The organism is Sphingopyxis sp. H115, assembly GCF_001468465.1.
Classification (GTDB): domain Bacteria; phylum Pseudomonadota; class Alphaproteobacteria; order Sphingomonadales; family Sphingomonadaceae; genus Sphingopyxis.
In genome coordinates, this window is record NZ_LNSA01000026.1 from 50,775 (window position 1) to 61,536 (window position 10,762).

The 10,762-nt window shown below is 64.3% G+C and carries 15 protein-coding genes; 7 read left to right on the forward strand and 8 right to left on the reverse strand.

Annotated features, from left to right (window positions below):
• Positions 1-94: 94 nt before the first annotated feature.
• The 3 genes from hisA to hisB are packed head-to-tail and all read right to left on the reverse strand — an operon-like array spanning position 95 to position 2,022.
• Entirely contained in the window at positions 95-829 is a 735-nt protein-coding gene (hisA, locus tag ATE71_RS16560; protein WP_058804418.1) for a 1-(5-phosphoribosyl)-5-[(5-phosphoribosylamino)methylideneamino]imidazole-4-carboxamide isomerase, read from the reverse strand.
• Positions 817-1,425, reverse strand: coding sequence for an imidazole glycerol phosphate synthase subunit HisH (gene hisH, locus ATE71_RS16565; protein ID WP_058804419.1), 609 nt, complete (start codon positions 1,423-1,425; stop codon positions 817-819). Before hisH ends, hisA begins: the two co-directional genes overlap by 13 nt.
• A gap of 9 nt (positions 1,426-1,434) precedes the next feature.
• A complete protein-coding gene (gene hisB / locus ATE71_RS16570; protein WP_058804437.1) occupies positions 1,435-2,022 on the reverse strand; it encodes an imidazoleglycerol-phosphate dehydratase HisB in 588 nt (195 codons plus the stop codon).
• Positions 2,023-2,120: 98 nt separating this feature from the next.
• Between hisB and ATE71_RS16575 the strand changes: the two genes are divergently transcribed.
• The 5 genes from ATE71_RS16575 to ATE71_RS16595 are packed head-to-tail and all read left to right on the forward strand — an operon-like array spanning position 2,121 to position 5,167.
• Complete coding sequence (locus ATE71_RS16575; RefSeq protein WP_058804420.1) at positions 2,121-2,603, forward strand: SspB family protein; 483 nt, start codon at positions 2,121-2,123, stop codon at positions 2,601-2,603.
• 4 nt (positions 2,604-2,607) lie between these two features.
• The gene (locus ATE71_RS16580; protein WP_152998817.1) at positions 2,608-2,919 is read left to right on the forward strand and encodes a hypothetical protein; all 312 of its coding nucleotides are present in this window, start codon (positions 2,608-2,610) and stop codon (positions 2,917-2,919) included.
• Positions 2,916-4,310 carry a class II fumarate hydratase gene (fumC, locus tag ATE71_RS16585; RefSeq protein WP_058804422.1) on the forward strand — a complete coding sequence of 465 codons (1,395 nt, stop codon included), beginning with the start codon at positions 2,916-2,918 and terminating at the stop codon, positions 4,308-4,310. Before ATE71_RS16580 ends, fumC begins: the two co-directional genes overlap by 4 nt.
• A gap of 39 nt (positions 4,311-4,349) precedes the next feature.
• Positions 4,350-4,718: a hypothetical protein gene (locus tag ATE71_RS16590; RefSeq protein WP_235588052.1), complete on the forward strand. Its 369-nt coding sequence runs from the start codon at positions 4,350-4,352 to the stop codon at positions 4,716-4,718.
• 56 nt (positions 4,719-4,774) lie between these two features.
• Positions 4,775-5,167 carry a hypothetical protein gene (locus tag ATE71_RS16595; RefSeq protein WP_058804424.1) on the forward strand — a complete coding sequence of 131 codons (393 nt, stop codon included), beginning with the start codon at positions 4,775-4,777 and terminating at the stop codon, positions 5,165-5,167.
• Between the two features lies 1 nt (position 5,168).
• Here the strand turns inward: ATE71_RS16595 and ATE71_RS16600 are convergent, their stop codons facing one another.
• The gene (locus ATE71_RS16600) at positions 5,169-5,735 is read right to left on the reverse strand and encodes a DUF2585 domain-containing protein (RefSeq protein WP_058804425.1); all 567 of its coding nucleotides are present in this window, start codon (positions 5,733-5,735) and stop codon (positions 5,169-5,171) included.
• 50 nt (positions 5,736-5,785) lie between these two features.
• On the opposite strand from ATE71_RS16600, the gene gmk reads away from it, so the two are divergent.
• Positions 5,786-6,448 (forward strand): guanylate kinase, encoded by a 663-nt coding sequence (gene gmk / locus ATE71_RS16605; RefSeq protein ID WP_058804426.1) that lies wholly within the window; start codon positions 5,786-5,788, stop codon positions 6,446-6,448.
• On the opposite strand, the gene ATE71_RS16610 is transcribed toward gmk, so the two are convergent.
• From ATE71_RS16610 to ATE71_RS16625, 4 genes are all read right to left on the reverse strand, one after another.
• The gene (locus ATE71_RS16610) at positions 6,445-6,882 is read right to left on the reverse strand and encodes an acyl-CoA thioesterase (RefSeq protein ID WP_058804427.1); all 438 of its coding nucleotides are present in this window, start codon (positions 6,880-6,882) and stop codon (positions 6,445-6,447) included. The genes gmk and ATE71_RS16610 overlap by 4 nt on opposite strands.
• Before the next feature lies 1 nt (position 6,883).
• Positions 6,884-7,666 carry an SDR family NAD(P)-dependent oxidoreductase gene (locus ATE71_RS16615; protein WP_058804428.1) on the reverse strand — a complete coding sequence of 261 codons (783 nt, stop codon included), beginning with the start codon at positions 7,664-7,666 and terminating at the stop codon, positions 6,884-6,886.
• A 103-nt stretch (positions 7,667-7,769) separates the two neighbouring features.
• Entirely contained in the window at positions 7,770-8,939 is a 1,170-nt protein-coding gene (locus ATE71_RS16620) for an acetyl-CoA C-acetyltransferase (protein WP_058804429.1), read from the reverse strand.
• 31 nt (positions 8,940-8,970) lie between these two features.
• A complete protein-coding gene (locus ATE71_RS16625) occupies positions 8,971-10,125 on the reverse strand; it encodes an acyl-CoA dehydrogenase family protein (protein ID WP_058804430.1) in 1,155 nt (384 codons plus the stop codon).
• Between the two features lie 302 nt (positions 10,126-10,427).
• On the opposite strand from ATE71_RS16625, the gene ATE71_RS16630 reads away from it, so the two are divergent.
• A partial coding sequence (locus tag ATE71_RS16630) for an SMP-30/gluconolactonase/LRE family protein (protein WP_160328059.1) occupies positions 10,428-10,762 on the forward strand: 335 nt, incomplete at its 3' end.

Sequence of the window (10,762 nt, forward strand, 5' to 3'; positions counted from 1 at the left end):
TTCGTGTCGAGCGAAGTCGAGACACATTGAACGGTAGCGACCAACCAAGACGTGTCTCGACTAAGCTCGACACTAGTGAAGAAGGAGGCGTTTCTCACGCCCGCCCCGCCGCGATCGCTTCGGCGAGGTCGAGGCGGCCGTCGTATAGCGCCCGGCCGGTGATGACGCCTTCGATCCCGTTTGCGACATGCGGGCGCAGCGCGTGGATATCGCCGATATCGGCGACGCCGCCGCTCGCGATCACCGGGATGGCGACCGCCTGCGCAAGCGCAACCGTCGCCTCGACATTGCAGCCCTTGAGCAGGCCGTCGCGGCCGACGTCGGTGAAGAGCAGCGCCGCAACCCCGGCATCCTCGAAGCGGCGCGCGAGGTCCTCGACGCGCACGTCGGAGACGTCCGCCCAGCCCTCGGTCGCGACCATGCCGTCACGCGCGTCGACCCCGACGACGATCCGGCCGGGCAGGTCGCGCGCGGCGGACTTCACGAATTCGGGGTCCTTGAGCGCCGCGGTGCCGATGATCACGCGCTCCACGCCAAGCGCCAGCCAGCGGTCGACGCCGGCACGATCACGGATGCCGCCGCCGACCTGCACCTTGCCGGGGAAGGCCGCGACGATCGACTCGACCGCGGCGCCGTTGACGCTGGCACCCGCGAAGGCGCCGTCGAGATCGACGACGTGGAGGTGGTCCGATCCGGCTTCGGCGAAGAGGCGCGCCTGCGCCGCCGGGTCGTCGCCGTAGACGGTGGCGCGCGCCATGTCGCCCTCGGCAAGCCGCACCACCTGCCCGCCCTTGAGGTCGATTGCAGGGAAGATGGTCAGGGCCGCCACTGGAGAAACCTTTCAAGCGTTGCGAGGCCGTAGGCCTGGCTCTTTTCGGGGTGGAACTGGACACCAACGATATTGTCCTTCGCCACCGCCGCGGTGAAGGTCGAACCATGGCTGCTGGTCGCGGCGACATGCGCGGCATCGGCGAAATGATAGCCGTGGAGATAATAGGCCTCACCCGCAGCGATCACCGGATGCGCGAAGGTTGGCACCACGTCGTTCCAGCCCATGTGCGGGATGCGGAGGCCCGGCGCGGGATCGAACGCGCGCACCGTACCGCCGATCCAGCCGAGCCCTTTGTGCCTACCGTGCTCCTCGCCCGCGCCGGCGAGCAATTGCATGCCGACGCAGATGCCGAGGAAGGGCGCCCCTTCGCCACGCACGCGCTGGTCCATCGCCTCGATCAGACCCGCGATCGCCGACAGTCCGCTCATGCAGGCCGCAAAGGCGCCAACGCCGGGCAGCACGATGCGGTCGGCTTTCGCGATGGCGTCGGGATCGGCAGTGACTGCAACATTCGCGGCGCCCGCCGCAACGAGCGCGTTATGCACCGAGCGAAGATTGCCCGCGCCATAGTCGATCAGGGCAATAGCACTCATAGGCTGGTCCTAGAGGACCCCCTTGGTCGAGGGGATAGCGTCACCCTTGCGCAGGTCGATCTCGACCGCCTGACGCAAGGCACGCGCCAGCGCCTTGTACATGCTTTCGGCAATGTGATGGTTGTTCTCGCCATACAGCATTTCGATGTGCAGCGTGATCCCCGCGGTTTGCGCGAAGCTGTGGAACCAGTGCGGAAACATCTCGGTGTCCATCTCGCCGAGGCGCGGCTGCGAGAAGCTGGACTTATAGACGCAGTGCGGACGTCCCGAAATGTCGAGCACGCAGCGCGTCAATGTCTCGTCCATCGGCGCATGCGCCTCGCCGTAACGCGCGATGCCGCGCTTGTCGCCGAGCGCCTTGGCAACCGCTTCGCCGAGCGCGAGCGCCGAATCCTCTACCGTGTGATGCTGATCGATATGAAGGTCGCCCTTCACCTGCATCGAAATGTCGATCAACGAGTGGCGCGACAATTGTTCGACCATATGGTCGAGGAAACCAATGCCGGTGGACACCGAATAATCGCCCGTCCCGTCGAGATTGACGGTGATCGCGATGTCCGTTTCCTTGGTCGTGCGCTGGACGGTGGCGGTTCGCATGAAATGCCCCATAGCAGCGACTTTTCGCGTTGCAAGGCCGCTCTCCCCCGCTTGACCCCCCTTGACCCGCACGCGGCGCGCGTTCATCCCGTCGCCCCATGAGTGACGATGTACGCGACAGCCTGATTCCCTACGACGAAATCGTGCAGGACGCGCTGCGCGCCGTGGTCGGCCGCGTGCTGAGCCAGATCGAAGGCTATGACAGCCTGCCCGGCGAGCATCATTTCTATATCACCTTCAAGACGCAGGCAGCCGGGGTCGATATTCCCGCGCACCTGATCGCCAAATTTCCCGACGAAATGACGATCGTACTGCAAAACCGCTTTTGGGATCTGAAGGTCGAGGAGGATCATTTCAGCGTCGGCCTGTCGTTCAACCAGACGCCGTCGATCCTGACGATCCCCTATGCCTCGATCACCGCCTTCGTCGATCCATCGGTCGATTTCGGCCTGCAATTCCAGGTCAGCGACGACGAGACGGTGCAACCCGAACCGCATGACGAAGCCGACAACGACCGGCCCGAGGTTACGACCGAGGATGGCTCGAATGTCGTGACGGTGGACTTCGGCAAGAAGCGGTAGCGCGGTGGGTGCCAACTGGCCCCCCAGCCGTTTCTGGCAATTTTGGGCAATCGCGGGGATGGTCGTGCTGACCGGTGCCTTTTGGTGGGGCGTCGAGGGCTATGCCCTGTTCGAAGGCCAATATGCGCGCGGACAGATCGCCGACGGGCTGCTTCGCTTCAGCCTGCTGGTGCTGACACCGGCGCTGGTCCTCGTCTGGCTTGCCGCCGCATGGCTGCGCCGCCGCATCGGCGAGGGCGGCTATTGGCAGTTGCTCGGCCTCGTCGCGATGATCTGGGCCGGGGCGATTTTGGTGACAAGGATGCTGGTAGCATGAGCACGCGAATTGAAAGCGATTCCCTTGGCGAGATCGAGGTGCCCGCCGATGCCTATTGGGGCGCTCAGACCGAGCGCAGCCGCCACAATTTCGCTTTTCCAGCGCACGAACGCATGCCGATGCCGGTTGTCCACGCGCTTGCGCGGATCAAGGGCGCGGCGGCGCGCGTGAACCGCAACCATGGGCTCGATGCGGGCCTCGCCGACGCCATCGCAGAGGCCGCCCAAGCGGTGGTCGCGGGCACCTACGACGACCAATTCCCACTCGCGATCTGGCAAACGGGCAGCGGCACCCAGTCGAACATGAATGCGAACGAGGTGATCGCGGGGATCGCCAACGAAAAGCTGGCGGGCACGCGCGGCGGCAAGGCGCCCATCCACCCCAACGACCATGTCAACATGAGCCAGTCGTCGAACGACAGCTTTCCGACCGCGCTGCACGTCGCGGTCGCGGTCGAGACGACGGTGCGGCTGATCCCGTCGCTTATCGAACTGACCAACGCGATCGCTGCCAAAGCCGAAGCCTGGGGGGACATCGTCAAGATAGGCCGCACCCATTTGCAGGACGCGACCCCGCTGACGCTCGGTCATGAATTTTCGGGCTATGTCGCGCAATTGATCGCGTGCCGCGCGCGGATCGAGGGGGCACTGGCGCACAATATCTGCAAGCTCGCGCAGGGTGGCACCGCAGTCGGCACCGGCCTGAATGCCCCCGCGGGCTTTGACACCGCCATGGCAGAGGAGCTGTCCAAATCCACCGGCATCGCCTTCGAACCCGCACGCAACAAGTTCGAGGCGCTGGCCTCGAACGACGGGCTCGTCTTCTTCTCGGGCGCGCTCAATACGCTCGCCGTCGCGCTGACCAAGGTCGCGAACGATATCCGCTTGCTCGGATCAGGGCCGCGCGCGGGGCTTGGCGAGCTCGACCTGCCTGCGAACGAGCCGGGCAGCTCGATCATGCCGGGCAAGGTCAATCCGACGCAGTGCGAGATGCTGACGATGGTCGCCGCGCAGGTGATCGGCAACCATCAGGCGGTGACCGTCGGCGGTTTGCAGGGCCATCTCGAACTCAATGTGTTCAAGCCGCTGATCGGGTCGAATATATTGCGTTCGATCGAATTGCTGAGCATCGGCATGGCGGGCTTCACCGAGCATTGCGTCGTCGGAATCGAACCCAATCGTGCGCGCATCGACGAGCTGATGAACCGCTCGCTGATGCTCGTAACCGCGCTCGCGCCCGAAATCGGCTACGACAAAGCCGCGAAAATCGCGAAACATGCGCATGAAACGGGCAGCACGCTGAAGGAAGCGGCGCTCGACCTCGGCTATGTCGATGCCGCGACCTTCGACCGCGTCGTCGATCCGCGCGCCATGCTGGGATCGGAACCCTGAGCCGTCCTTGGGAATTGAAGAGGGGAAGGAGAGATGAAGATGATCGGTCGGATCGTAGGCGGCGTCCTCGGCAGCGCCATCGGACGGAAGAAGGGCAACCATCCCGTCGCGGGCGCGGTGATTGGCGCGGGCACATTGTTCGCCGCGCGGCGCCTGTTCCCGCAGCGATACGCCGTACTCGCCGCGACGGTCGCGGGTGCCTATCTCACCAAGAAATGGGCTGAACGGTCCGAAGCGCGCAAGGCCGCGGCGGAAGCGCATGCGCTCGACCCCGAACTCGCGAATGCGGGCGTGGTCGATACCTATGCGGGCGCGGCGGAATTGCCGACCGATGGCGAGACGATCGGCGACGCGCTGCCTCCCGCCATCCCGGTCGACGCAAATGGGCGGAGCGGCGCGCTTCATTGATCGGCGTTCCGGGCGATTAACCCGATTCTCACCATGGCCGACTATTGAAGGCGGTCATGGCTTTCAATCCGCCCGGCTTTCGCACGCTCACGCTGATCGCGCTCGGCTTCGGGCTGCGAACGCTGAGCAAGGCGCTCGAACGCGCGGGAGATCTGGCCGGCGATCCGGGCACGCGTCTGTTCCATCATGTGTCGGCGCTCGTCTTGCTGATTGCTGCCGTGGCCTGTTTCATCTGGGCCTTGAAACGGATGTTCTTCGCCAGACCGCGCGGGTCGGATGAAAAAACCGCCACCGCCGCGCCCCCGCAACCAGTCGGAATCCGTCCCGAAGAGACAAGCTTCGATCCCGACGCGGCGCTTGCTCGCTACATGCGCAACCGGACCGGCGGCAAGCCCGGCGACTTGTCCGCACCCAAACCATCCGGGGGATTCGGCCGCAAAGGCCTGTAGACTATGCGCCGGCCTGCCATTCCTTCACCGCCTCGATCGGCGACACCAGCATCAGTACGTTGAGCGTCAGATTGTCGCGGATCGTCCAGAGCGTGAAGAGTTCGAAAGCGATCGCAATCGCGACCGTCGCCCACCAGCGCATCCGGCTCGCCGCGAGGAAGCCGAGGATCATGAAGAGCGCATCGCTCACCGAATTGAGGATCGAATCGCCCGAATAGCCATAGGCCATCGTCACTTCGCGATAACGGTCGATGATGATAGGCGAATTTTCGAGGATTTCCCACGCCGCCTCGATCCCGATCGCGAGCGCGAGCGCGACCCATAAAGGCTGGCGCGGGATCAGCCAGCGCGAAAGGCCGAAGAAAATAAAGCCGTGGATGATGTGACTGAAGCTGTACCAGTCCGACACCTGCTGGCTGTTCTGGTTCGATTGGACCACGCCGTGCCACAGGCTGACCGTGCCGCACGGACAGATCGGTGGGCGCCCCATCGCGAAAAGGATCGCGGCGAAGGCTGCGAGAAGTCCCGCGGCCACCAGCCAGCCCCGTCTCGAAACCCCCAGAATCATCGATGCCCCTTCCCGCTTGACCGCGCTCGTCTCACGCGCAATTAGCGCCCATGGCTGAAAGCGTCCACCTGAACCGCCGCGGCGTGTTGTTCGTCCTCTCCTCGCCATCGGGCGCGGGCAAGACCACTATTTCGCGCATGATGCTCGAGGCTGACAAGGATATCGCCCTCTCGATCTCCGCGACGACGCGGCCGCCGCGTCCGGGTGAAGTCGACGGCGTCCATTATCATTTCGTCGACACCGAAACCTTCAAGAAGATGGCCGCCGACGGCGAATTTCTCGAATGGGCGCATGTCTTCGGGCATCGTTACGGCACGCCGCGCGCGCCGGTCGATGCGCTGCTCGAGGCGGGCAAGGACGTGCTGTTCGATATCGACTGGCAGGGCGCGCAGCAGCTCTATCAGGAGGCAGGCCCCGACGTCGTGCGCGTCTTCGTGCTGCCGCCGACGATGGAGGAACTCGAACGTCGCCTGCGCGCGCGCAAGACCGACAGCGACGAGGTGATCAGCGCGCGCATGGAACGCGCCGCGAACGAGATCAGCCACTGGGACGGCTATGACTATGTCCTGATCAACGACCATGTCGCGGGCTGTTTCGACGAGGTCATGGCGATTTTGCGTGCCGAGCGACTGAAGCGCCGCCGCCAGATCGGCCTGATCGGCTTTGCGCGCGACCTGATCCGCGCAGTGCCCGATGCGGACAAGAAGCTCTAGGCCGGCGTCACCAGCTTCGCTTCGAGTTCCGTCACCATGGCCGCTCTCAGCGGCTTCGCCTGCCCGTCGGTGCGGCACACCACCACCGTGTCGCAGGTCGCGATGCAACCGCCATTCTGGAACATTGCCTGCACGATCGTCCAGCTCGAGGTGCCGAGCCGGCCGATACCCGTCGCGATCTGTACCGGGTCGGGGAAATTGCCCTCAGCGAGATAGTTGATCTCGACCGCGGCAACCATCGTGCGCTCGTTCGCGGGGCGCTCCTCGAGCGGACGAACGTCGCGGTTTAGGAGGACGCGTCCGCTTTCGAACAAGGCGGCGAAGGCCACATTGTTGAGATGACCGTTGATGTCCATGTCCTGGAACCGCGTCTGCAATTCCAGGTGGACGGGGTAGCTGGCGGCGTCGAGCCGCCAGCTCTCCGGTTTGGGCATATCAGCGCGGGCCCATGCGGATGCCGCCGTCGAGGCGGACGTCCTCGCCGTTGAAATAGCCATTCTCGATCATGCAAAGCGCGAGATTGGCATATTCTTGCGGATTGCCGAGGCGCTTCGGGTTGAGCACCGAGGCACCCAATGCATCGCGGACATTCTGCGGCGCGCCGGCGAGCAGCGGGGTATCGAAGATGCCCGGCAGGATCGTGTTGACGCGGATATTTTCCGACGCGAGGTCGCGCGCGACGGGGAGCGTCATGCCGACGACACCGCCCTTCGACGCCGAATAAGCCGCCTGGCCGATCTGGCCGTCCTCGGCCGCGACGCTCGCGGTGTTGACGATCGCGCCGCGCTCGCCGTCTTCCATCGGATCGAGCGTCAGCATCCCCGCTGCCGACTTGGCGATGCAGCGGAAGGTGCCGACGAGGTTGATCTGGATGATCCAGTTGAACGCATCGAGCGGGAAATGCTTGATACTGCCATCTTCCTTCGAGCGGCTGGCGGTCTTGATCGCGTTGCCGGTGCCGGCGCAGTTCACGAGGATGCGTTCCTGTCCGATCGCTTCGCGCGCCTTGGCGAAGGCGGCATCGACGCTGGCGTCGTCCGTGACGTTGCATTCACAGAAGACGCCGCCGAGTTCCTCGGCGATCGCTTTGCCCTTTTCTTCCTGCAGGTCGAAGATCGCGACCTTGACGCCTTTCGACGCGAGCAGGCGCGCGGTGGCGGCGCCGAGGCCCGAGGCGCCGCCGGTGACGACGGCGGATACGGTGGAATCGAGTTTCATGTTGGTCTCCGTTTAAGCCCTCCCCTTCAGGGGAGGGTTTGGGTGGGGCATGTTGGGAGGATAGGCATAGGGGCCCTCCCGCAAGCGGGAGGGGGGATTCTTATCAAAGCCGCTCGATGATGGTGACGTTGGCTTGGCCGCCACCTTCGCACATCGTTTGCAGGCCATATTTGCCGCCGGTCGCGTCGAGCACGCCGAGCAAAGTCGCCATCAGCTTGGTTCCCGAAGCGCCGAGCGGGTGGCCGAGCGCGATCGCGCCGCCGTGCTGGTTGAGCCGCGCGTGATCGCCGCCAAGATATTTGAGCCACGCCAGAGGCACCGGGGCGAATGCCTCGTTCACTTCATAGGCGTCGATGTCCTCGATCTTCATGCCTGCCTTTTTGAGCGCGCGTTCGGTCGCGAACAGCGGCTCTTCGAGCATGATCACCGGGTCGCCCGCGGTCACCGAGACATGGTGGATGCGCGCGCGGGGCGTGAGATTGTGGTCCTTCAGCGCCTGTTCCGAAACGACGAGCGCCGCCGAAGCGCCATCGCAGATTTGTGAGCTGGTCGCGGCGGTGATCGAGCCGCCTTCCTGCAGGATCTTGACCCCTGCGATGCCTTCGAGGGTCGCATCGAAACGGATGCCTTCGTCGACGAGGTGCATCTGACGGCCTTCGGGGGTGTCGATCTCGACCCCGACGATCTCGCGCTTGAAATGGCCGGCTTCGGTCGCGGCCTTGCCGCGGCGATGGCTTTCGAGCGCATAGGCATCGAGGTCGTCCTTGGTCAGCCCATGCTTCTTGACGATCATCTCGGCGCCCATGAACTGGCTGAACATGATGCCGGGATATTTTTCCTCGAGCCGTTCGGACTTATAATGGCCGAGCCCTTCCTTCATGAACAAGGTCGCGACGCTGCCCATGGGCACGCGCGTCATGCTTTCGATGCCGCTCGCCAGCACGATGTCCTGCGTTCCCGACATCACCGCCTGCGCGGCGAACTGGATCGCCTGCTGCGACGATCCGCACTGGCGATCGATGGTGACGGCGGGGATCGAGTCGGGCAGCTTCGAAGCGAGCACCGCATTGCGGCCGACGTCCATCGTCTGCTGGCCGCCCTGCGACACGCAGCCGGTGATGACGTCGTCGATCGCCTTGGTGTCGAAATCGTTGCGGTCGGCAATCGCGTCGAACACCGCGGCGCCGAGGTCGACGGGGTGGACGCCGGCGAGACGGCCGCCGCGCTTGCCGCCGGCAGTGCGGACGGCGTCGACGATGTAGGCTGTGGCCATGGGAGAATTCCTTTCCTGCGATTTCAGACGATCAGAGCTTGCGCCCGATCAGTTCCTTCATGATTTCGTTCGTGCCGCCAAATATCCGCGTCACGCGCGCGGCGCGCCACGCGCGGGCGATCGGATATTCGTTCATATAACCGGCGCCGCCGAAGAGCTGGAGGCATTTGTCCATGACTTCCCACTGGAGGTCGGTGTGCCACAGCTTCGCCGCGGCGCCCTCTTCGGGAGTCAGTTCCTTCTTCAAGTGCCGCGCCAGCGCCCAGTCAAGATGCGCCCAGCCGACCTGCAGCTTCGCCTTGAGGTCCGCCAGCACGAAGCGGCTGTTCTGGAAATCGAGGATCGGCTTGCCGAACGCCTTGCGGTCGCGCGTATATTCGACCGTGTCGTCGAACGCGCGCTGCGCCGACGCCTGCGCGCTGACTGCGATCGAAAGCCTCTCTTGGGGAAGCTCGCTCATCAGATAGATGAAGCCCTTGCCCTCTTCGCCGAGGCAGTTGGTGATCGGCACACGGACGTCGTTGAAGAAGAGTTCCGACGTATCGGCCTCGTCCTGCCCGATCTTGTCGAGATTGCGACCGCGCTGGAACCCTTCGCGCTCGGCCTCGACGAGCACGATCGACACGCCTTTCCACGCGGGTTCGACCTCGGTGTCGGTCTTGACGCAGACGAGGACCAGGTCGGCATTCTGGCCATTGGTGATATAGGTTTTCGACCCGTTGATGACATAATGATTGCCATCCTTCTTCGCCGTCGTTCGCATCCCCTGAAGGTCCGAGCCGGTGCCCGGTTCGGTCATCGCGATCGCGGTGATCACCTCGCCCGACACCATCTTGGGCAGCCAATGCTTCTTCTGCTCTTCGCTGCCGTAGCGGACGATATAGTTGGTGACGATATCCGACTGGAGCGAAAAGCCCGTCGTGACGCGGCCGTAATAGGCGCTTTCCTCGTCGACGATCGCGTTATAGCCGAAGTCGAGGCCGAGCCCGCCATATTCTTCGGGAACCGTCGGGCAGAGCAGGCCGAGCTCGCCCGCTTTAGGCCAGATCGCCTTCGGCACGATGCCGTCCTCGGCCCATTGCGCCTGATTGGGGGCCACCTCCTTTTCGAGGAACTGGCGGACCGTTGCGCGGAACGCCTCATGATCGTCGGTGTAGGCGGAGCGCGAAAGACTATCGAGCGACATCTTGTTCCTTTCCCTGAGCGCAGCCGAACCAAGCGGGGGAGCCGGCCGCATCTTTCCCCGCCAAGAGACCTTACGTTTACGTCCACGTCAAGTGGAAAGACGCTACGGCATGAGACTCTTTTGTTGCCGCCTAGTCTTTCCTCGCCGTCGCCGACTTGATCCGGGTTCCATCTGCGCAACGCTGTGTGAATGGACCCCGGATCCAGTCCGCGATGGCGAAGCAGGAAGCCGCACCCTTTCGTTACGGCCGAATAGGTTTGCAGTCGCTGGGCAGCCCGGCCCCGCCGCGCTAAGACCCCGCTATGGTCGAATTGCTTCTCGACGCCGGGGCCTTGCTCGGCGAATCGCCCGTCTGGCACGCCGCCGAATCGCGTCTCTATTGGGTCGATATCGACGGCCGCAAAATTCACCGCACCGATCCTGCTACGGGCGTCGACGAGGTCATGGAACTGGCCGAACAGGTCGGTTGCATCGCGCCGCGCGCCGGAGGCGGGCTGGTCGCGGCGCTAGAAAACGGTTGCGCGTTGATCGACAAATGGGGCGATACGCCCCGCCCCTTCGGCCCCGCGGTGCTCGCGGACAAGCCCCACCAGCGGTTCAACGACGGCCGCGTCGATGCGGCGGGCCGCCTTTGGGT

Coding starts and splice junctions, on each gene's coding strand:
- hisH (WP_058804419.1), bottom strand. CDS start 1,425: ATGAGTGCTATTGCCCTGATCGACTATGGCGCGGGCAATCTTCGCTCG.
- hisB (WP_058804437.1), bottom strand. CDS start 2,022: ATGCGAACCGCCACCGTCCAGCGCACGACCAAGGAAACGGACATCGCG.
- ATE71_RS16575 (WP_058804420.1), top strand. CDS start 2,121: ATGAGTGACGATGTACGCGACAGCCTGATTCCCTACGACGAAATCGTG.
- fumC (WP_058804422.1), top strand. CDS start 2,916: ATGAGCACGCGAATTGAAAGCGATTCCCTTGGCGAGATCGAGGTGCCC.
- ATE71_RS16590 (WP_235588052.1), top strand. CDS start 4,350: ATGATCGGTCGGATCGTAGGCGGCGTCCTCGGCAGCGCCATCGGACGG.
- ATE71_RS16595 (WP_058804424.1), top strand. CDS start 4,775: ATGGCTTTCAATCCGCCCGGCTTTCGCACGCTCACGCTGATCGCGCTC.
- ATE71_RS16600 (WP_058804425.1), bottom strand. CDS start 5,735: ATGATTCTGGGGGTTTCGAGACGGGGCTGGCTGGTGGCCGCGGGACTT.
- gmk (WP_058804426.1), top strand. CDS start 5,786: ATGGCTGAAAGCGTCCACCTGAACCGCCGCGGCGTGTTGTTCGTCCTC.
- ATE71_RS16610 (WP_058804427.1), bottom strand. CDS start 6,882: ATGCCCAAACCGGAGAGCTGGCGGCTCGACGCCGCCAGCTACCCCGTC.
- ATE71_RS16615 (WP_058804428.1), bottom strand. CDS start 7,666: ATGAAACTCGATTCCACCGTATCCGCCGTCGTCACCGGCGGCGCCTCG.
- ATE71_RS16620 (WP_058804429.1), bottom strand. CDS start 8,939: ATGGCCACAGCCTACATCGTCGACGCCGTCCGCACTGCCGGCGGCAAG.
- ATE71_RS16625 (WP_058804430.1), bottom strand. CDS start 10,125: ATGTCGCTCGATAGTCTTTCGCGCTCCGCCTACACCGACGATCATGAG.